The following is a 20,188-nucleotide window of genomic DNA, read 5'->3' on the forward strand; positions in this document are numbered from 1 at the left end:
CATGACGAGAGTCCAGGGTGCCCCTCAACCCAGTTCAAAATCTCCCCACAACACATAGCTGCTCCTTTTAATGTTGGCCCCCATGCCGGGCCGAACACAAATACCCCACTTCAACGAATCACGGAGCAGTGACCTTTTAGGTTCCAGGAATCGGAATTAAAGGTGTCACTCTAGATGGTCAAGCTCTAGATGATTTCCATATTTTTCTTCACCGGTTGGCAATGGAGCACCCTTGTTAGACGTGCGATGACAAATGCGACTGGCAACCATCAATAAGTCTCTCGCGTCATTGATAGAAGAATTCAGTTGCCCAAACCAGAAAATTTTCTGCATATGTGGAACATTAACCCATCCGACAGCCTTTATTCTGTCGACCAAAGCTACATTATTTTGTATGCAGCTTAGGCCTCTCGCAATGCGGTGAGCGCAGTTCTCCTCTAGGCAGGCCATTCGAACGAGACTCTCATGTGCGATGCTGCTAGCAAGCCGACCAAGAAATAACAACTTCTCTAACAAGTCCTGACTCACTTCATTACCGTCGTTGAACATGAATGAGGCCTGAGCTGAGTCAAGTTCTCTCAGTAAAGATTCGAGCAGTGGTGAGACGCGCGCGGCTTCCAATTCTGCAATCACGAGTTCAGATTTGTTAATCCGATTTTCTGTTCTTTGGGACAGCAACATCGCGACAGCAACAGCGCCCACTGTTCCAACAGCTGAAAAAAAACTCAGAATTAAGGTGAGAATTTCAGCATTCATTGTTTTATCGAATATTTGAAAGAAAATTCCACCGGCAGCAAACAGACCAAAGCAACCACAAAAAACAACTCTGTCCATTTTCATGGAAAACCCTTCCATCTTTTCGCCGAACTATACCCGTGAGATATCCATATGCCCACAGCAATCGATTTGTTCGCCGGTCTCGGCGGATGGTCCACCGGTGCCCGCAATGCAGGCATTGAAGTAATCTGGGCGGCCAACCACTGGCCGGTCGCCGTGGAATGGCACAGCGCCAACCATCCAGAAGCGATTCACATCTGTCAGGACTTGCACCAGGCGGATTGGTCGAAGGTCCCCGCTCACGACATCATGCTCGCGTCCCCCTGCTGCCAGGGACACTCGAAGGCGCGCGGCAAGAAGTCAGGCAATGCACAGCACGACGCATCCCGCTCTACAGCATGGGCGGTTGTGTCCGCCGCCGAGTACCACAAGCCGGAAGTGGTGCTGGTCGAAAACGTCGAAGAGTTCACAGACTGGGCGCTGTATCCAGCCTGGTCGCAGGCCATGGCAGCATTGGGCTACATGATCGCGCCGCACGTAGTCGACTGCGCCGATCTCGGCGTTCCACAGCACCGCGTGCGCCTGTTCCTGGTCTGTACCCGAAGCAAATCGCCGCTGATGCTCGAGTTGCACCGGCGCCAGCACGTTCCCGCCGCCAGCTTCCTCCAGTTCGACTCCGGCCGTTGGTCTCCAATCGAGAAGCCCGGACGCGCACAGGCAACCCTCGACCGTGTACGCAACGGGCGAGAGCGCTTCGGCGATCAATTCATCATGCCCTACTACGGCAAAGGCTCAGGGCTGACCGGTCGAGACATCAACCGGCCGATCGGCACCATCACTACGCTGGATCGATGGGCGCTCGTTCGCGGGGATGAGATGCGGATGCTCTCAGCAAACGAGGCGCTTGCTGCCATGTCCTTTCCTGCCGACACACTACGGCCCGATAACCACCGACTGACCATGCATATGGCGGGCAATGCCGTTCCGCCGCTCGCCGGGCAACGGATCATCGAGGCGCTGAAAGCTGCGGCGTAGTCAAGGCCACGGCAAAGCCGACAACCAATCAGCAATATGCATCAGCATCTGGCTGAGAAGCTCAACAAGTACTTGGTACATCAAATTAGCAAGAAAGCCTTTCATTAGAGGGAAGTCTCCACAAAAGGTAGGAGAGAATTCGCCCTACCAATATATGTGGCTTCAAACCTCCTCCTCCCCCTCCACCGCCCGGGCATGCCCCGGCATAGGACGCCCCATGCCCACAGAAAACAAACCGGCCGAGCCGCTGCCGAAATTAGCGGTCGACGCCGAGCCAAAGCCATATCCTGACCGCCTGTGCCATATCGATTACACGGCACACCCTCATCGGTGCGGGTGCTTGAGCGGCGACGATGAAGCGCAGCGGCGTTTTGACGAATACCAGCGCGACACCAAACTGGCGACAGCTGAGAGTGAGGTTGCGCGACTCACTGCCGAGCGTGACGCCCTGCAGCAGCGCCTGAACGCAGCGGATCAGCGGATTGATGAGCTGACCGCCAAGCCATCCGATGCCGAGCGCGATCGCCTGCGGGCAATCATCGAGAAATACCCGAACGGCGATCCGCTCGAATATGACGCCGCCGTTCGCGCCATCCGCCAAAAGTCGAAGTAACTCTCTCCCCCTTCAAAATCAGAAGAAGAGCGAGAGGAATCTAACATTGAAGAAAATGATGATGAGCGCCGTCAACAAGCCAGGTGAGCGCATTACACCAAGCAGGATGTAGAGAAAGGGACTCACCAGGCCGATCATAAAAAGAGCCCAAGCGGCCATTCTTAAAGGAGCCGGATCAAAAAACGCCCAGATAGTTAGCCCGAGCCAAATAGCCCAAAAAAAATACATCGTCACGCCATCAACCCGGAAAAACGCCCGCTTGAACGTGTGTCCTACTTTATCTGACTCGTTGAGCATCTGGGCCACCGCTATAACCGATTCATATCGATAGTAGCCGTAGCATCAAAAACCTCTACTCCCTCCCCCTTCAAAGTCAGCCGCTATAGCGGCAAGGACGAAGTCATGCCCAGAAAAAACCACCTGATCGTCGAATCAGGGTGCACTCACGATAACGAGCGCTGGGCGCTCTCCGCATGCGGACTGAACGAAGAAACCGAAAAGCAGTGGGACGGCACCCACAACCGCGACTTTGTAAGCTGCAAACGGTGTCAGGCGAAAATGGCCAAGCCGCGCCCGGCGCCGGAGCCATTCCACAAAGAGCGCCCAATCCTTTTCAACGGTGCGATGGTCCGCGCGATCTTGTCGGGTCAAAAGACAGTCACTCGGCGACCGATCAAAGGGAATCAGATCCCGAGCCTCAGCAAATCCGATTACCCCGAGAATAAGTGGATCGCCGTGGTTCAAGACCATCCGCGCTGGGGGTTCGCTGCATTCGGTGCGACTGAGGAGGAATGCGCGGCTGAACTGGCAATGTACGGGGGTTGCCCGTACGGGCGGCAAGGTGATCGGCTGTGGGTGCGCGAGACTTTCATCGATCTGCGCGGCACCAGTGTCGAGCATCGCCCAGACCCGGACGGCCCGCTCCAGCGATACGCCTACGCTGCCGACTGCCCCCCTGGGTCACACAGCGACGAGGCAAGGAAAGACTTCGGCTTGAAGTATAAGCCCAGCATTCACATGCCGCGTGCTGCATGCCGCATCCTGCTGGAGATCACAGCCGTCCGCGTCGAGCGCTTGCAGGACATCAGTCGCGCAGATATCCGGGCGGAAGGCCTGCAGTGTCCGCCGGAGCTGGCAAGCGATGACGTTTCACCGAATTACCGAGACTGGTACCCGGCGGCCTGGAAGGAGTTGTGGAACTCCACCGGCGGCGACTGGGACGCCAACCCGTGGGTCTGGGTCGTCGAGTTCAAGCGGGTGACGCCATGATCACCAAGTGCGCACTCGGCTGCACCCTCTTCTTCTGGCTTCCATTGGTACTGACCATAAAGGCGGTGATCGGATGAGCGACCATTCAAAGCTGAAATATTTAGCAGAGTCCGCGCCGACTGGCCCGTGGATTGTTGAAAACGATTCCCTTTATTTCAAGGATGACGGCTACACCAGGCATCTGCTGGATGCTGATGCAGGCCATGACGTTCAAGAGCACGACTATTACGCCGCGCTGAAATTCATCGCCGCCGCCAACCCTGCCGCAGTGCTGGCACTGATCGCCGAGAACGAAGCACTGCGCCAAGACCGCGACGGCCTACTCGAAGCAGGAGCGCACCTACTATGATCTTCGCCCCGCTCTACATGGCCTACCTCATCTACAAGGGGCCGTGGCGATGACCGAACAACACCGCATTCTGGTCGGCGACTGCATTGACATGATGCGGACTCTGCCAGACCAGTCAGTTCAAACATGCATTACCAGCCCGCCCTACTTCGGGTTGCGGGATTACGGCGTCAACGGGCAGATCGGTTTAGAGCAAACCCCGGCCGACTTCATCGCTCGCCTTGTCGAGGTGTTCCGCGAAGTTCGCCGAGTACTCCGCGACGATGGCACGGCGTGGGTGAACATGGGTGACAGCTACGCCAGCAAACCGAACGGGCCAGTTGGCTTTGGCGGTCACAACACGGACGCGCCTCACGTTGCTGTACGCACAGCAAATGCCCGGCGGTCGAGTCAGATCCCGGAAGGGTTCAAGCACAAGGATATGATGGGCATGCCGTGGCGACTGGCCTTCGCGCTGCAGGACGACGGCTGGTATCTGCGTCAAGACATCATCTGGCACAAACCGAACCCGATGCCGGAGTCGACGCGCGATCGGTGCACTAAAGCCCACGAATACATCTTCCTGCTCAGCAAGTCTCGTCGGTACCACTGCGACATGGAGGCGATACGCGAGCCGGCGATTTATGGCGCCACGCCAACCGGCGTCGGTTTCGGTCACGGGTTCGACGCAGTGACGAAGCCGCGGGCAACGGTGCCGACCGGCTGGGATACCTCAACCGGCGACGGTGGCCACGGAGCTTTTCACAAGGAAGGCGCGGAGCGTGCACGGCGCGATAGTTTCAAGCGAGAGGATTCGAAGCGAGAGCAGGTGATCCCGGGGCAGAACAAAGGCACGCACCGACCAGACCGAAAGGAAAGCACTTGGGACACGGCAACGAGGAACAAGCGCAGCGTGTGGACTGTGGCGACCCATAGTTTCAAGGACGCCCACTTCGCCACCTTCCCGCCCGACCTGATCCGCCCTTGTGTTCTCGCCGGCGCCCCGCGCGGCGGTGTGGTGCTGGACCCGTTCGGTGGCGCAGGTACCACTTCGCTGGTGTCGATGCAGGAAGGTCGCCGTTCGATCATCTGCGAGCTTAATCCCGAATACGCCGCAATGGCTCGGCGCCGGATTGACGCGGCATGGCTCGACGGCGCAGCGCAGATGGACGTGTTTCACGACGCGAAGGCGGTGTCGGGATGAACCGCCTGGTCAGCGTCCGCACCGAGGATCTGGCCGGCCCGGCACTGGACTGGGCAATCAACGCGATCGAGGGTGATCAGCAGCCCGGCACCGGTCAGATGGATCTCTTCGCCTTACCTGACGCCGAGCAGCTGATCACGAAGTACGGCGTCTGGGTCGATGTTGGCCACCGGCACCGGTGGCTGGCCGACATGACCAACGACCCGTTCAACCGCCAGACCGGCGAAACCCGGACCATCGCAGTGTTCCGCTCCGTGGTGTTTGCCAGGTGCGGCGCCGCAGTGAAGGTCCCCGCCGAACTGATCCAGCAATAACCCCAACCACTCAACAGCCTGCCGGTGTACGGCGGGCGAGGTATTCGTATGTCTGAGAAAAATATCAAAGCCATCATGGACCAGGCCCAAGTGTTCGCCAGCAGCTGGTCAATGGTTGGCGGCCCCTTCGCTGCAGATGATCAGCTCGAACGCGCCGAAGAAGAGAAGGCGGAACTGAAGAAGCTGGTCACCGGCGCGCTGGAGGGATCGGTGAACGCCCCGCAGGACGTCGGCGAAATGATCGAGTCGTTACTGGCTTGGCACAAGCGACAGGCCGTACAGCTGGAGGTCATCAGCGACAACGCAAGGGAAGGCGTGACGCTTCAGCTCGGCATTGACGACCCTGTCGAGATCGCTCTGACAAAAGACATGGCCAAGGGATTGCGGATCGGTCTCGTGCTCGCCCTTGAGCGCCTCGGGAAACTGCCGATCAGCGTCAGCCATGACGGCGAAGACGACTTCGATCCTGACGAAGACGAATAACGCCACCCCACCACCACCTTCTGCCGCCACGCGCGGCATGGAGCATCACATGACCATCCAGTTTCTATCTCACGAGGAGGTTTGCGAGCTCACCGGCGCGCGGACCAAGGCAGGACAGATCCTCAACCTGAAAAAGAACGGCGTCCGCCATACGATTAAAGTGAACGGCTGGCCGAGCGTCACCGCGATGGCGGTCACCGCCGTCGGCGCATTTGAATCTGAAAAGCCCGTATGGAAATCACGTAAGGCCAGCTGACATGGGAAGACGACCAAGCAAACCCGGCTCGATCGCCAGGCTGCGGGAACGCAAGAAAGCCAGCGGCCGGGTGTTCTATTACTACGACACCGGCGGCAAGGACCGCAAAGAAATTCCGCTGGGCAGCGACTACGGCTTGGCGATCATGGAGTACGCGAAGCTTGAGCGTGATCGCACCGCAACTGACCTGGTCGCCAAGGTCATCACGTTCCGTTACGTTGCCGAAAAATACATGGTCGACATCGTCCCAACCAAAGGAACAGCTACCCAGGCTGACAACAAGCGCGAGCTGAAAAACCTGATCGCTTTCTTTGACGATCCACCGGCACCGCTGGAAACGATCGAGCCATTGCACGTGCGCCAGTACCTCACTTGGCGCAAATCTGCGCCGGTGAGGGCAAATCGCGAGAAGGCGCTGCTCAGCGCAATATGGAATTACGCCCGGGATAAAGGCTACACATCGCTGGCCAACCCTTGCGCGGGCATCAAGGGAAACAAAGAAACCGGCCGGGACACCTATGTCGAAGATGCGCTGTTCAAGCGCGTGCACGACAAGGCAGATGTGGGCCTGCAAGACGCAATGGATCTCGCCTATCTGACCGGGCAACGGGTGACCGATACCCGGCTGATGGACGAGCGCGACGTGCGCGACGGGCAGATTTGGGTTCTGCAGAGCAAAACAAAGGCGAAGCGTCGGATCGAGATAACTGGGGAGCTGAAGGTTTTGATTGATCGAATCATGTCCCGGAAGTCAGAACACAAGGTCCGCTCGACGCGGCTGATCGTTACAGAGGACGGCACACCGATGACGGTGGCGATGTTGCGCAGGAGATTCGACTTGGCCAGGGAGGCGGCCGGCGTGCCGAAAGCTGAGTTTCAGATGCGCGACTTGCGCGCCAAGGCGGGTACCGATAAGGCAGAATCCAGTGGTGATATCTTGCAAGCCAGAGATCAACTTGGGCATACGACGGTGGTTATGACCGAGCAATACATCCGCAATCGAAAAGGCAAAAAGGTAATGCCTACCAAGTGAATTGCGGACCAAGTCCGAAATTGCGGACCGGAAACAAACAAGGGCTTGCATCGGCTTTCGCCCGCAAACCCTTGATTTAAGATGGTGCCCGAAGCCGGAATCGAACCGGCACGCCCTTACGAGCGGGGGATTTTAAGTCCCATGCGTCTACCAGTTTCGCCATTCGGGCGGTAGCGCGGTGCTGCTGTCTTCTGCTGCCCAGTCGCGATCCTGACAGGATCCAGCCTTGAACAACAGTGCGGGAAATATATACATCACTTCCCGGTGAAGCAAGTTTGCAATGACCGTTTTTCAAGACTAAATCTTGCGGTACTTTGCAAATAAAAAAGCTCCGTAAATCATGGATCTACGGAGCTTATTTATAGTGGAGGCCGAGGTCGGAATCGAACCGGCGTAGGTGGATTTGCAATCCACTGCATAACCATTTTGCTACTCGGCCTCAAAGTATCTGCTGTCAGTAGCACAACAACAAACACTGTACAAACTTGGAGCGGGAAACGAGACTCGAACTCGCGACCCCGACCTTGGCAAGGTCGTGCTCTACCAACTGAGCTATTCCCGCTTGGTGATGCGCATTCTATAGAATTAAGAAGCTCCGTCAACCCCTTGATTCAAAAAAGTTTTATTTCTTTTCAACATCAGTCTTCAGGTGCGGCCAGGCGGCGCGCAGGTACTGCACCATCGACCACAAGGTCAGGCCGGCAGAGACCATCAGCAAGGCATAACCCAAGATAACCCAGAAACTGAAGTCCTTCGGGTTGGCCAATAAAATGACCAGCGCAAGCATCTGCGCCGCAGTTTTCCACTTGCCCAGATTTGAAACGGCTACGTGGGCACGAGCACCGAGCTCGGCCATCCATTCACGCAATGCCGACACCACAATCTCGCGACCGATGATGACAGCAGCCGGAAGAGTGAGCCAGAGATTGCCGTGTTCTTGAACCAGCAGCACCAGTGCCACCGCAACCATGAGTTTGTCGGCTACCGGATCGAGAAACGCCCCGAACGGAGTGCTTTGCTCCAGACGGCGAGCCAGATAACCGTCCAGCCAATCCGTCGCTGCCGCAAAGGCAAACACCGAGGCGGAGGCCATGTAACTCCACTGATAAGGCAGATAGAACAGCAAAATGAAGATCGGAATGAGCAGGACGCGTAGAACGGTAATCAGATTAGGGATATTCATCGGCACAACTGGCTACGAGGTGAAGGGGCATTCTACTCGCTATGCAGGTTCGCATAAATCGACTCTGCGAGCTTTTTACTGATCCCCGGGGCTTTGGCGATCTCTTCGATGCTTGCACGAGTCAGCTCCTGCAATCCACCAAAATGTTTCAACAAGTCGCGACGTCGGGTCGGCCCAACGCCGGCAACGCCTTCCAGCGTTGACGTACGGCGGGTTTTGCCTCGGCGTGCGCGGTGTCCGGTAATCGCGAAGCGGTGCGCCTCATCGCGAATCTGTTGAATCAAGTGCAGCGCCGGCGAGTCGCCACGCAAGGTGAACTCATGCGCCGCATCATTCAGATACAACGTTTCGAAGCCCGCCTTGCGAGTAGCGCCTTTGGCAACACCGAGCAGAATCAGATCTGGTACGGCCAACTCGTTGAGAACATCGCGAGCCATCGACAGCTGGCCCTTGCCACCGTCCACCAGCAAGATGTCTGGCAACTTGCCCTCGCCTTCCTTGAGTTTGCTGAAGCGTCGCGTCAAGGCCTGATGCATGGCGGCATAGTCGTCACCCGCCGTGACCCCTTCGATGTTATAGCGCCGGTAGTCCGACTTGATCGCGCCTTCCGGGCCAAAGACCACACAGGAAGCAACCGTCGCCTCACCGCTGGAATGGCTGATGTCGTAGCATTCCAGGCGCTGCGGCGGTTCATCGAGATTCAACACTTCGGCCAAGGCTTCAAAGCGCGCGGCGGTGTGTTGGCGGTTGGCCAGGCGTGCGCCCAACGCCTGCTCGGCGTTGGTGACGGCCAGTTGCTGCCAGCGTGCCCGCGTACCGCGCACCCGGTGACTGATGGCAAGCTCGCGACCACGCAACTCATGGATCGCTTCGATCAACGTTGGAAAATCTTCATGCACCACGTTGACGATCAGTTCGCTCGGCAAATCGCGCTCAGGGCTGCTGATGAAATACTGGCCAAGAAACGCGGCCATGACTTCCGACACGTCCTCCTCGATGCCGACTTGCGGAAAGAAATTCTTGCTCCCCAACACGCGCCCGCCACGCACACTGATCAGGTGCACGCAGGCGCCACCCGGGTTGACGAATGCCGCGATGACATCGATGTCCCCTGTGCCGCCTTCCATGCTTTGTTGATCCTGAACCCTGCGCAGCAGCGCGATCTGGTCACGCAACTCGGCGGCTCGTTCGAACTCCAGGTTGATCGCCGCCTCCTCCATCGCCGTGGACAGCTCGTTGGTCAGCGCGTGACTGCGCCCCTCAAGAAACATGACCGAGTGGCGCACGTCTTCGGCATACACGTCAGGCTCGACCAGCCCCACGCAAGGCGCCTTGCAGCGCTTGATCTGATACTGCAGACATGGACGGGTACGGTTCTTGTAGTAGCTGTCCTCACACTGCCGAACGAAGAAGGTCTTTTGCAGCAGACTCAGGCTTTCACGTATGGCGCCGGCACTCGGATAGGGACCGAAGTACTTGCCCTTGGCCTTTTTGGCTCCGCGATGAATGCTCAGGCGCGGAAACTGGCCGTCGGACAGAAACACATAGGGATAGGATTTGTCGTCGCGCAGCAGGATATTGTACGGCGGCCGCCACTCCTTGATCAGCGTCTGCTCAAGCAGCAGCGCTTCGGTTTCGTTGGCGGTGATGGTCGTTTCGACCTGCGCAATGCGCCCCACCAACGCGGCAGTCTTCGGCGCCAGGCCGGTTTTGCGAAAGTAGCTGGCCAGGCGTTTTTTCAGGTTCTTGGCCTTGCCCACGTACAACAGGCGTGCATCGCTGTCGAACATGCGATAGACGCCTGGGCGCCCGCTGACTGTCGACAGAAACGCGCCGGAATCGAATGTTTCAGTCATGGTCAGAGGCTGGCATCAACCATGCCGTGACGAACCGCCAACAGGGTCAACTCGACATCGCTGCTGATCGAAAGCTTCTCGAAAATACGATAGCGGTAGGTGTTCACGGTTTTCGGCGACAGGCACAATTTGTCGGAAATGATCTGAACCTTCTGACAGCCGACAATCATCAAGGCGATCTGAATTTCGCGCTCGGACAAGGCATCGAAGGGAGAGTCGTTGGAGGGCTGGAAGGATTTGATCGCCAATTGCTGGGCAATCTGCGGACTGATATAGCGTTGGCCGGCAAATACCAGGCGAATCGCCTGGACCATTTCCGGCAAACCCGCGCCCTTGGTCAGATAACCCGCAGCACCGGCCTGCAACAAGCGTGTCGGGAAAGGATCCTCCTCACACACCGTGACCGCGACCACCTTGATATCCGGATGACTGCGCAACAGTTTGCGCGTGGCTTCCAGGCCGCCGATGCCAGGCATCTTGACGTCCATCAGCACCACATCGGGCTTCAACTCTCGGGCCTTGATCAGGGACTCTTCCCCGGATTCGGCCTGGCCAACCACCTGCAAGCCATCGATATCGGCCAGCATACGTGTAATGCCTGTACGAACGAGATCATGGTCATCGACCACTAGCACCCTAATCAAGCAGACACCTCGCGATATGGTCATATTGGGATGCCGGACACCTTAGCAAAAAGTGCCACGCAGACCTAGCGGAAAGCGTCATTTAAAAAGTTTCAATTCATCATTGAAGGCTTGCCGGCCGTGGGTTTCAGAGCACATGTGTACTGATATCAAGCTGCATTCGCAGAAAACACTCGTCCGCGCCCTGAACCTGTAGTCCTTTTCTCTCATACAAGTTTCTCGCCGGATTATTTTCAAATACGGTCAGGCGTAGAGCCGGGCGTCTTTCTTTGCGGACCATGTCGATAACCTGATCGATCGCCCAAGAACCAGCGCCCTGCCCCTGATGCGTTTCAGCAACCTGCAGTTCACGAATGTACAGCGCGCGCATATCCCGACTGAGACTGAGAAAGCCCACTGGCACATCACCCTTCACTATCAGCCAGTTTTGCCGCCCCAACCATGCCACGTCGAACGCTTCGTCCTGCCATGGCAGGTCATGGCGAATGTAGTAGCGCAGCATGTTCTGACAGGTAAGATCACGGGCAAACGCCAGATCTTCTGGAACCGCCAATCGTAAGTGGAATGTCATCAGGCTTGCACAACAGGAACAATTCGCCCCAGCCACGCACCCACGACGCGCTCGGCCTTGACCAACAGATCATCGGCAATGAGCAGAGACTGAGCAGCAGCAATGTTTTGTGTCGACACGGTTCATCCTTGGTCATCAAGCGAAGTGCAGAATGTCACAACTCCAGCGCGACGCTAGCAATAGATGTTTTGTTGATTACGCGATAGCAATTTCTGATTGCTGAGGCGTATCGCCCTCTAGTAAGCTCGGCCCATTCATTGGAGACAGACCATGTTCAACGCCCTCTCACAGCTTCGTACCGCCAGCGCCTTGCGCTCGGTTGCGGCTGCCCGGGTGAATGACGTTTGCGCTCCGGTCAGCTTTTATTTTGGGTATTGGTTTAGCCACTGGCGCGCCTGATACCCAAACGGCGCCCATAACAACGGGTCGCCTACCAGAGAATTCTCAACCCCCGGTCGGCCTCCCGACCGGGGGTTTTGTTTTTTCAGCCCCAACCTTTTAAGCAACACACCAGACACTTTGAGGATTCACGAAATGAACTACGCCACTTATTACCGTTACGACAGCTTTAACGCCTGGCGATTTACCAGCTTCCGCTCGGGACAGCCTGCCGCCTCCGATCGGTCACCTACAGGTGGCAAGCACACACACGTAGCCAATACGGCCAATTGTCGAACACCCCAGTAGGGCCGAGCGAGCGGGAGAACCCGCCGCCAGCCCAGGAAGACCGAATATGAACTCGTCCGTTTCTGCTCTGCCGCTGTCCACTCTGAATCCTGCCAACGAAGCATTGACTCTGCGTCTGCCCAGCTCGTTGCAACTCAAACAGCAATTGCCCCTGAGCAATGCCTTGAGTCAGCAAGTCACCGCCCACCGTCAGGCGGTTCGCGCCATTCTCAACGGCCAGGATCAGCGCCTGCTGGTCATCGTCGGGCCCTGCTCTATCCATGATCCGCAATCCGCACTCGAATACGCTGGCAAGCTCGCTCGACTGGCTGAAGAAGTCAGCGGCGAAATGCTGTTGGTGATGCGAGCCTATGTCGAAAAACCGCGCACCACGGTCGGCTGGAAAGGTCTGGCCTACGACCCGCATCTGGATGGCAGTGATGACATGGCTGGCGGCCTTACGCTTTCGCGTGAGCTGATGCTGGAAATGATCCGCCTCGGCCTGCCGGTGGCCACCGAGCTGCTGCAACCCATGGCTGCCGGTTACTTCGATGATCTGTTGAGCTGGGTGGCCATTGGCGCGCGTACCACTGAATCGCAGATCCATCGGGAGATGGCCAGCGGATTGGGCATGCCCGTCGGCTTCAAGAACGGCACCGACGGCGGTGCCGCCATTGCAGTTGACGCCATGCGTTCGGCAGCCCATCCGCACCGGCATTTCGGCGTCGATAGTCAGGGCCATCCAGCCATCATTCAAACGCCAGGCAACCCCGACACCCACCTCGTTCTGCGCGGCGGCCATAAAGGGCCGAACCATGATCGCGAGAGTGTGGCCAAAATCCATGCCGACCTGGATCGCCTGAAGATTCCGAGCCGGATCATGGTCGATTGCAGCCACGCCAACAGTGGCAAGGACCCGCTACGCCAGCCTGGCGTCTTCAACGAAGTGCTTGAGCAACGCCTGCAAGGTGACCGTTCTCTGATCGGCATGATGATCGAGTCTCACCTGTTCGAGGGCTGCCAGCCGCTGAGCGAATCCCTGCGTTACGGGGTTTCGATTACCGATGGCTGCCTCGGTTTCAGCGCAACGGAGCGTTTGCTGCTGGACGCCTCTCAACGCCTCAGTACACAGACAAAAGGCTGATTATCCGGCCAGCCCCGCGGATTTATTGCAAACCGCAGGGCTGGTCACGCCGCGTTACCCCTCCACTCGCACCTGTGTGGCCGCAGACGTCTGACTGACATCGTCCAGACGTTCAACCGTGTAGGCCACCCGCACGGTCGTGCCATGGTGCTCACGCCAGAATCGGTGCGGCACAATGAAGATCAGCGGCTTCCCCGCCGTCTCCCGAGTGATTTCACGGTCATCCCGATGATTGAACAGTTCCCCGTCGCACTTGAGATAGACCAACTCGCCTTCCTGCGTCCGGGCATTACCGATCACGATGGTGACGCCATCGACGGAGTCCTCTTTCAACAGCACGCCGTCTTCAGCTTCAAGTACATCGGGAGCCTCAAGCTCTCCCCGCAGGAACGGGGTAACGAGAATTCTTGCCGCCTCGGACTCGCGAATGACTCCGCCCGCCTGCTCGACCTGATAGCGCACCACCACCTCGCCGCCGAGATGAGCAGCGATGTGCGCCCCTTCAACCCAGAATGACAGTACGTCTGCGACAGCAAAGGTTTCGACCTTCAAGCTGTCGCTGAACGTTGCGGACAATGCGTCAGCGCCCCACAGCAACGTGACTCGATCCCCCGCCGCCATTCGGGCATAAGGCTGCAGCACGATAAGCGTGCCGTCCGGCACCCGCGCCGGATCCAGCGCCCCTCCGATCGCCCCCTCGACAATCGGCGCAAGCAACTGTGGCCGGACATCCCCCACGGACAAATGCACACGGGCAGACACCGCCGGCTCAACCGAGCGCGCACTGAGCAGTTTCCAGTAGACCGCCAGCGAACCGCCATCCAGTGCAGCAATGTGCAGGCCTTTGATCACGAAAACGATGTCTTTGCCGACCTGGGCTTCGCTGATATAGCGAACCATTTCATGCTGATAAGCAAAGCCCTCTATGTCCAGACCGTCCCAACTCAAGAGCAACTGATCGCCGCAGCTCATGTTTGCATAAGGAGCAATACGGACAACGACCTTGCCCAGCGATGGATCAAGCACCGCCCCCTTCAGACTATCAACGGTTGCCGCTGGCAGCAGTTCGTTCGAAACACTGGGGCTGGCGGGGTGGCGCATCCGGTAGCAAAACTCGACTTCGTGCGTGTGCATTAGTGGCTCCATTCCTTGGAAAGAACGCCGCTTTCATGGGCGGCGTCGACAGCCAACATTGAACGCTATTGCGCACACTTTCGATGTCAGCCTCAGCCGCCGCGAACATCCGGCAAAGGCCTCCCACCGGGTAGGCAAACTACGCAAAAACGCCATCAACCGAGCGAAAGATGTCCTCAACTTCCGATTCGGATTTCATAAGTATCTGAAAATTCGTACAGCCACTAGTCCAGATTCAACGGCCAAGAGAAGCCCCTTCTTACTTCTTCAACGGGATGAGTGTTTTAGAGTGGCCTCCGGATTCCCCGATGAACTTCTGCGAAAAAGGTAAGAACATGCAACGGAATGCTTCAACTCGCTATCCCGTCCTGTTGGTACATGGCCTGTTCGGATTCGAGCGCATCGGTCACTTCGAGCTGTTCCATGACGTAAAGGACGCTCTGAAAACGGCCGGCAGCCGAGTGTTTGTTCCGCACCTTTCTGCCACCCATAAAAACGAAACCAGGGGTGAACAATTACTTGCACAGATTGATCGTGTCTTGCGAGGCACAGGTGCAGACAAAGTCAACCTCATAGGACACAGTCAGGGAGCACTGGCTGCTCGATACGCTGCGGCGCTCGCGCCACACGCCGTCGCTTCCGTAACCTCTGTCAGCGGCCCGAATCACGGTTCGGAACTGGCCGACTTTCTGCGTAAGGCCCTGATACCCGGGCGACTGCCGGAGGTCGTCGCGCAAAATGTAGCGACGCTATTTGCCGATTTTCTATCGTTGCTCAGTGGCAGTGTCACCTTGCCGCAGAACGCACTGGCGGCGCTCAATGCACTGACGACCGAAGGCGTAGGCGAGTTCAACGACAAGTTTCCGCAGGGATTGCCCAGCACTTGGGGCGGACAAGGCCCGGAACAGGTCAACGGCGTACGCTATTACTCATGGAGCGGCGTCCTGCCGGCCAACAGCCCGTCGACACTCGATCCAACCCAAAGCATTTGCCACGCGTTATCGCAGTACTTCATGACCGAAACGCAGCAGAATGACGGCTTCGTTGGCCGCTTCAGTTCTCACTTGGGGCAAGTGATCCGCTCCGACTACCCGCTGGACCATCTGGGCAGCCTGCGCCGCACGGCCAGCACGGCAACCGCACTGCCCGACCCGATTGAGCTGTACGTCGAACATGCTGAACGTTTGCAAGCCGCGAATCTCTGATCAAGGCCACGGACAATCGAACGGAACTTTGCCGAGAATTCGCCCACTGAATCCGGTAGGCTCCACACTTTTACTGAAATAGATTGGAGAGTTTCCCCATGGCTAAAGCCACTGCCCGCCACATCCTGGTTTCCAGCGAAGACAAGTGCAACGAACTCAAGGCCCAGATCGAAGGTGGCGCTGATTTCGCCGAAGTTGCCAAGGCCAACTCCACCTGCCCATCGAGCCGTCAGGGCGGTGATCTGGGTTCGTTCGGTCCTGGCCAGATGGTCAAGGAATTCGACACCGTGGTCTTCAGCGCGCCAATCAACGTCGTGCAAGGTCCGGTAAAAACCCAGTTCGGTTACCACCTGCTGGAAGTCACCAGCCGTCAGGACTGATCCGTCGCCTGATTGCTTGCCAACGGCCCGCCTTCTGGTGGGCCGTTGTGTTTCAGTTACATATACGGCTGGCGACTGACGCGCCTCTCGCGTACAACTTGCGCTTATCGATTTCCCGGTTCCAAGGCTGACAATGCGACTGGTTTTCCCCACATTGATGCTCACCGCCCTCGCCCTGTTAACGGGCGCCACCGGCGCAAACGCTGCACCGCAACACGCGTTGACCGTTTATGGCGAGCCTGCCAAGTATCCTGCCGGTTTCAGTCATTTCGACTACACCAACCTGCAAGCGCCAAAGGGCGGGACAATGCGTCGCTCGGCCATCGAGATCGGCCACTTCGACCATGTCCTTCCTTATATAGACAAAGGCATCGGCGTCACTCAGATCGATGGCTTGCTCTATTCGCCGCTGGCCCAGCGTTCGCTCGACGAGCCTTACACGGTCTACGGTCTGGTCGCGCAAAAGATGGAACGCTCGGACGATGGTCTGTCGCTGCGCTTCTACATCAATCCCAAGGCACGCTTCGCCGACGGCAAAGCGATCACCGCCGAAGACGTGCGTTACACCTACGATTTATTGATGACCCAGGGCAGCCTGCGTTATCGCACCCAGTTTGCCGACGTCAAAGGCGTCGAAGTCGAAGCGCCGCTAACCGTGCGCTTCGATTTCAAGAGTAATGAAAACCGCACTCTGCCACTGGACATCGCGACCCTGCCGGTATTCCCCGAGCATTGGTGGAAGAGTCGCGATTTCGCCGGCGGCGGCGGTTATGAAGCCCCCTTGGGCAGCGGCCCGTATCGAGTCGGCAAGGTCGATTCGGGGCGCAGTATCACGTTTGAACGCAACGCCGACTGGTGGGGCAAGGATCTGCCGGTCAGTCGTGGCTTGTACAATTTCGATCATTTCAGCATCGAGTACTTCGGTGATACCGACGTCGCCCGCCAAGTGCTGCGCGGTGGCGCCTATGACTACAACCGCGAGTTCTCGGCCACCGGCTATTCAATCGGCTACGACAGCCCGGCACTAAGCGATGGGCGTTTGCAAAAGGCGCATCTGGCCACCGAGGCTCCCCAGTCGGCCCAAGGCTTTGTGTTCAATCTGCAGAAACCCATGTTCGCCGATCGCCGCGTACGCCAGGCACTGGCCATGCTGTGGGACTTCGAGTGGAGCAACCGGCAGATGATGCGCGGTATGTATATCCGCCAGCAGAGCTACTTTTCCAACACGCAACTGGCGGCAAGCGAACTGCCCGATGCGCAGGAACTGAAAATCCTCGAACCGCTGCGCGGCCAGGTTCCCGAAGAGGTTTTCACTAAAGTCTTCGAGGCGCCGAAAACCGATGGCAGCGGTGTCATCCGTGACAAACAGTTGCAGGCCCTCGAACTGCTCGAACAGGCGGGCTGGAAACCGGATGGCGATCAGTTGGTGAACGCCCAGGGCGAACCACTGAGCTTCACCTTCCTGGTCAGCCAGAACGGCATGGATCGCTTGCTGCTGCCGTACAAGCGCACGCTGAAACAGATCGGCATCGATCTGAACATCCGCCGTATCGACTCCTCGCAATACGTCAATCGCCTGATGAGCCGCGACTACGACATGATCGTCACCGGCTACCCGGTCAGCACCTCGCCGGGGGGCGAATTGCTCAATTACTTCGCCTCCGCGTCGGCCAACGACCCAGGCGCGAACAACTACATGGTGTTGAAAAATCCTGCCGTGGATACGTTGATCAACGGCCTGATCCGCGCCTCCACCCAGTCCGACATGCTGCATTACGCGCACGCCCTGGACCGGGTCCTGCAATGGAATTACTACTGGATTCCCAACTACTATCCACCGGGCACCTCGACCGTGTGGTGGAACCGTTTCGGCATTCCGTCGGTGCAAGCCAGCAATGACGAAGCCATCGAGAGCTGGTGGGAAATCAGCAGCACACCGCTGACCAATCAGCAGATGACCGCGGAAAAAATTGCCCGTGGCAGACCCGGAGGGCCGCACTGATGTGGGGTTACATACTGCGGCGCCTGCTGCTGATCATCCCGACGCTGGTGATCATCCTGCTGGTCAATTTCGTGATTATCCAGGCCGCGCCCGGCGGTCCGGTGGAACAGGCCATCGCTCACCTGCAAGGGATCGGCGGCGCCAGTGTCGGCGGCGGCGCCAGCGAAACCATGAGCGGTACTTCCCGCGCCAGTCGCGGCCTCGATCCGCAACTGATCAAGGACATCGAAAAACAGTACGGCTTCGACAAACCGGCCCATGAACGTTTGTGGCTGATGCTGAAGAACTACGCACAACTGGATTTCGGCAAAAGCTTTTTCCGTGGCGCGACAGTCACCGACCTGATCCTGGAAAAAATGCCGGTGACCATTTCCCTCGGGCTATGGGCGACACTGATCACCTATCTGGTGTCGATCCCGCTGGGGATCCGCAAGGCCGTGCACCATGGCAGTCATTTCGATATCTGGAGCAGCACGGCGATCATCATCGGCTACGCGATGCCGGCGTTTCTGTTTGCGATGTTCCTGATCGTGGTGTTTGCCGGCGGCACGTCGCTGAACTGGTTTCCGGTGCGTGGCCTGGTGTCGGACAACTTCGAATCGCTGTCGACCCTCGGCAAAATCGCTGACTACTTCTGGCACCTGGTGCTGCCGGTCACGGCGCTGGTGATCGGCGGTTTCGCCACGCTGACGATCCTGACCAAGAACTCGTTTCTCAATGAAATCACCCGCCAGTATGTGGTGACCGCGCGCGCCAAAGGCCTGAGCGAGCGTCGCGTGCTGTACGGCCATGTGTTCCGCAACGCGATGCTGCTGGTGGTGTCCGGCATTCCTCAGGCATTCATCAGTGTGTTCTTCGCCGGTTCCTTGCTGATCGAAGTGATCTTCTCCCTCGATGGTCTTGGGCGTATGAGCTACGAAGCAGCAGTTTCGCGGGACTATCCGGTGGTGTTTGGTTCGCTGTTCATCTTTACCCTCTTCGGCCTGCTGATAAAACTGGTGGGTGACCTGTGCTACACGCTGGTCGACCCGCGCATCGACTTCGCCGCGAGGAATGCCTGATGTTCAAGCTCTCGCCTCTGGGCCGCCGGCGCTTCGAGCGCTTCAAGAAAAACCGTCGTGGCTGGTGGTCGTTATGGCTGTTTATCGGCCTGTTTGTGGTGACACTGGGCGGTGAGTTGATCGCCAACGACAAGCCTCTGGTCGTCAGCTATCAGGACCAGTGGTACTTCCCGGTGTTCAAGCGCCACACCGAGCAGGAGTTCGGCGGACAGCTGCCGTTCCAGGCCGATTACCGCAGCGACTATGTGCAGAACCTGATTCGCAAGGACGGTGGCTGGCTGCTGTTCCCGCCGATTCCGTTCAGTGACGACACACCGAACTACGACCTCAACAAACCGGCGCCGAGCCCGCCGACGGCGGTCAACTGGCTGGGCACTGATGATCAGGCACGAGACGTGCTCGCGCGGGTGATTTTCGGTGCTCGGGTGTCGATTCTGTTTGCCTTGATGCTGACCTTTGTCAGCGCTCTGATCGGCATCGCCGCTGGGGCATTGCAGGGCTACTACGGTGGCTGGGTCGATTTGCTCGGGCAGCGCTTGCTGGAAGTCTGGTCGGGGCTGCCGGTGTTGTACCTGTTGATCATCCTCTCCGGTTTCGTCGAGCCGAATTTCTGGTGGCTGCTGGGGATCATGGCGCTGTTCTCATGGCTGGCGCTGGTGGATGTGGTGCGCGCCGAGTTCCTGCGCGGACGTAATCTGGAGTACGTCAAAGCCGCCCGAGCGCTGGGCCTGAGCGATCGCAAGGTGATCTTCCGGCACATTCTGCCCAACGCCATGAATGCAACATTGAGCTACTTGCCGTTCATTCTGACCGGGGCGATTTCCACCCTCACCGCGCTGGATTTTCTCGGTTTCGGCATGCCCGCCGGCAGCGCCTCGCTGGGTGAGTTGATCGGTCAGGGCAAACAGAATCTGCAAGCACCGTGGCTCGGGCTGACGGCGTTTTTCACCCTGGCGCTGATTCTTTCTTTATTGGTGTTCATCGGCGAAGCGTTGCGTGACGCGTTCGACCCTCGATCCTGAAGCGTGGC

22 protein-coding genes and 3 tRNA genes are annotated in these 20,188 nt (G+C 57.9%); 15 read left to right on the forward strand and 10 right to left on the reverse strand.

Annotation, left to right across the window (positions count from 1 at the left end; genetic code table 11):
• Nucleotides 1-165 precede the first annotated feature (165 nt).
• Nucleotides 166-840 (reverse strand): hypothetical protein, encoded by a 675-nt coding sequence (locus CLU80_RS00190; RefSeq protein ID WP_099756415.1) that lies wholly within the window; start codon nt 838-840, stop codon nt 166-168.
• A 48-nt stretch (nt 841-888) separates the two neighbouring features.
• On the opposite strand from CLU80_RS00190, the gene CLU80_RS00195 reads away from it, so the two are divergent.
• Nucleotides 889-1,812 carry a DNA cytosine methyltransferase gene (locus CLU80_RS00195; protein ID WP_099756416.1) on the forward strand — a complete coding sequence of 308 codons (924 nt, stop codon included), beginning with the start codon at nt 889-891 and terminating at the stop codon, nt 1,810-1,812.
• 217 nt (nt 1,813-2,029) lie between these two features.
• The gene (locus CLU80_RS00200; protein WP_099756417.1) at nt 2,030-2,425 is read left to right on the forward strand and encodes a hypothetical protein; all 396 of its coding nucleotides are present in this window, start codon (nt 2,030-2,032) and stop codon (nt 2,423-2,425) included.
• Between the two features lie 18 nt (nt 2,426-2,443).
• Here the strand turns inward: CLU80_RS00200 and CLU80_RS00205 are convergent, their stop codons facing one another.
• Nucleotides 2,444-2,722: a hypothetical protein gene (locus CLU80_RS00205; RefSeq protein WP_099756418.1), complete on the reverse strand. Its 279-nt coding sequence runs from the start codon at nt 2,720-2,722 to the stop codon at nt 2,444-2,446.
• Between the two features lie 105 nt (nt 2,723-2,827).
• On the opposite strand from CLU80_RS00205, the gene CLU80_RS00210 reads away from it, so the two are divergent.
• The 7 genes from CLU80_RS00210 to CLU80_RS00240 all read left to right on the forward strand — a co-directional run bounded on the left by CLU80_RS00210 (nt 2,828) and on the right by CLU80_RS00240 (nt 7,312).
• The gene (locus CLU80_RS00210; RefSeq protein WP_099756419.1) at nt 2,828-3,694 is read left to right on the forward strand and encodes an ASCH domain-containing protein; all 867 of its coding nucleotides are present in this window, start codon (nt 2,828-2,830) and stop codon (nt 3,692-3,694) included.
• A gap of 73 nt (nt 3,695-3,767) precedes the next feature.
• Nucleotides 3,768-4,043, forward strand: a complete 276-nt coding sequence (locus CLU80_RS00215) for a hypothetical protein (RefSeq protein ID WP_099756420.1) — start codon at nt 3,768-3,770, stop codon at nt 4,041-4,043.
• Nucleotides 4,044-4,092: 49 nt separating this feature from the next.
• Complete coding sequence (locus CLU80_RS00220; RefSeq protein WP_099756421.1) at nt 4,093-5,226, forward strand: DNA-methyltransferase; 1,134 nt, start codon at nt 4,093-4,095, stop codon at nt 5,224-5,226.
• A complete protein-coding gene (locus tag CLU80_RS00225; RefSeq protein ID WP_099756422.1) occupies nt 5,223-5,540 on the forward strand; it encodes a hypothetical protein in 318 nt (105 codons plus the stop codon). The genes CLU80_RS00220 and CLU80_RS00225 overlap by 4 nt, the downstream gene beginning before the upstream one ends.
• Before the next feature lie 48 nt (nt 5,541-5,588).
• A complete protein-coding gene (locus tag CLU80_RS00230; protein ID WP_099756423.1) occupies nt 5,589-6,023 on the forward strand; it encodes a hypothetical protein in 435 nt (144 codons plus the stop codon).
• A gap of 49 nt (nt 6,024-6,072) precedes the next feature.
• Nucleotides 6,073-6,279, forward strand: coding sequence for a DUF4224 domain-containing protein (locus tag CLU80_RS00235; RefSeq protein WP_056785291.1), 207 nt, complete (start codon nt 6,073-6,075; stop codon nt 6,277-6,279).
• Nucleotide 6,280: 1 nt separating this feature from the next.
• On the forward strand, nt 6,281-7,312 hold the full coding sequence (locus tag CLU80_RS00240) for a tyrosine-type recombinase/integrase (protein WP_099756424.1): 1,032 nt from the start codon (nt 6,281-6,283) through the stop codon (nt 7,310-7,312).
• Nucleotides 7,313-7,394: 82 nt separating this feature from the next.
• Here the strand turns inward: CLU80_RS00240 and CLU80_RS00245 are convergent.
• The 7 genes from CLU80_RS00245 to CLU80_RS00275 form a co-directional block, all read right to left on the reverse strand.
• Nucleotides 7,395-7,481 (reverse strand) — tRNA-Leu (locus tag CLU80_RS00245).
• 196 nt (nt 7,482-7,677) lie between these two features.
• Nucleotides 7,678-7,751: transfer RNA gene (locus CLU80_RS00250), tRNA-Cys, on the reverse strand.
• A gap of 47 nt (nt 7,752-7,798) precedes the next feature.
• Nucleotides 7,799-7,874, reverse strand: a tRNA-Gly gene (locus CLU80_RS00255).
• 60 nt (nt 7,875-7,934) lie between these two features.
• Entirely contained in the window at nt 7,935-8,495 is a 561-nt protein-coding gene (gene pgsA / locus CLU80_RS00260; RefSeq protein ID WP_007950102.1) for a CDP-diacylglycerol--glycerol-3-phosphate 3-phosphatidyltransferase, read from the reverse strand.
• 32 nt (nt 8,496-8,527) lie between these two features.
• Nucleotides 8,528-10,351, reverse strand: coding sequence for an excinuclease ABC subunit UvrC (gene uvrC / locus CLU80_RS00265; protein WP_093430986.1), 1,824 nt, complete (start codon nt 10,349-10,351; stop codon nt 8,528-8,530).
• Between the two features lie 2 nt (nt 10,352-10,353).
• On the reverse strand, nt 10,354-10,995 hold the full coding sequence (gene gacA, locus CLU80_RS00270) for a response regulator transcription factor GacA (RefSeq protein ID WP_016984198.1): 642 nt from the start codon (nt 10,993-10,995) through the stop codon (nt 10,354-10,356).
• A 127-nt stretch (nt 10,996-11,122) separates the two neighbouring features.
• Nucleotides 11,123-11,566 carry a GNAT family N-acetyltransferase gene (locus tag CLU80_RS00275; protein WP_099756425.1) on the reverse strand — a complete coding sequence of 148 codons (444 nt, stop codon included), beginning with the start codon at nt 11,564-11,566 and terminating at the stop codon, nt 11,123-11,125.
• Nucleotides 11,567-12,299: 733 nt separating this feature from the next.
• Here CLU80_RS00275 and CLU80_RS00280 point away from each other — a divergent pair.
• Nucleotides 12,300-13,376 (forward strand): 3-deoxy-7-phosphoheptulonate synthase, encoded by a 1,077-nt coding sequence (locus CLU80_RS00280; protein ID WP_099756426.1) that lies wholly within the window; start codon nt 12,300-12,302, stop codon nt 13,374-13,376.
• A 54-nt stretch (nt 13,377-13,430) separates the two neighbouring features.
• Here the strand turns inward: CLU80_RS00280 and CLU80_RS00285 are convergent, their stop codons facing one another.
• The gene (locus tag CLU80_RS00285) at nt 13,431-14,510 is read right to left on the reverse strand and encodes a hypothetical protein (protein ID WP_099756427.1); all 1,080 of its coding nucleotides are present in this window, start codon (nt 14,508-14,510) and stop codon (nt 13,431-13,433) included.
• Nucleotides 14,511-14,845: 335 nt separating this feature from the next.
• Here CLU80_RS00285 and CLU80_RS00290 point away from each other — a divergent pair, with 335 nt between their 5' ends.
• From CLU80_RS00290 to CLU80_RS00310, 5 genes are all read left to right on the forward strand, one after another.
• The gene (locus tag CLU80_RS00290) at nt 14,846-15,715 is read left to right on the forward strand and encodes a lipase family alpha/beta hydrolase (protein WP_099759326.1); all 870 of its coding nucleotides are present in this window, start codon (nt 14,846-14,848) and stop codon (nt 15,713-15,715) included.
• A 98-nt stretch (nt 15,716-15,813) separates the two neighbouring features.
• Nucleotides 15,814-16,095: a peptidylprolyl isomerase gene (locus CLU80_RS00295; protein ID WP_007912303.1), complete on the forward strand. Its 282-nt coding sequence runs from the start codon at nt 15,814-15,816 to the stop codon at nt 16,093-16,095.
• Nucleotides 16,096-16,228: 133 nt separating this feature from the next.
• Nucleotides 16,229-18,097 carry an extracellular solute-binding protein gene (locus CLU80_RS00300; RefSeq protein WP_093430974.1) on the forward strand — a complete coding sequence of 623 codons (1,869 nt, stop codon included), beginning with the start codon at nt 16,229-16,231 and terminating at the stop codon, nt 18,095-18,097.
• Nucleotides 18,097-19,158 (forward strand): microcin C ABC transporter permease YejB, encoded by a 1,062-nt coding sequence (locus CLU80_RS00305; protein WP_034154280.1) that lies wholly within the window; start codon nt 18,097-18,099, stop codon nt 19,156-19,158. The genes CLU80_RS00300 and CLU80_RS00305 overlap by 1 nt, the downstream gene beginning before the upstream one ends.
• Nucleotides 19,158-20,180, forward strand: coding sequence for an ABC transporter permease (locus CLU80_RS00310; RefSeq protein ID WP_093430971.1), 1,023 nt, complete (start codon nt 19,158-19,160; stop codon nt 20,178-20,180). Before CLU80_RS00305 ends, CLU80_RS00310 begins: the two co-directional genes overlap by 1 nt.
• Nucleotides 20,181-20,188 lie beyond the last annotated feature (8 nt).

This window comes from Pseudomonas sp. 29 (genome assembly GCF_002754355.1).
In the GTDB taxonomy this organism is placed as follows: domain Bacteria; phylum Pseudomonadota; class Gammaproteobacteria; order Pseudomonadales; family Pseudomonadaceae; genus Aquipseudomonas; species Aquipseudomonas neuropathica.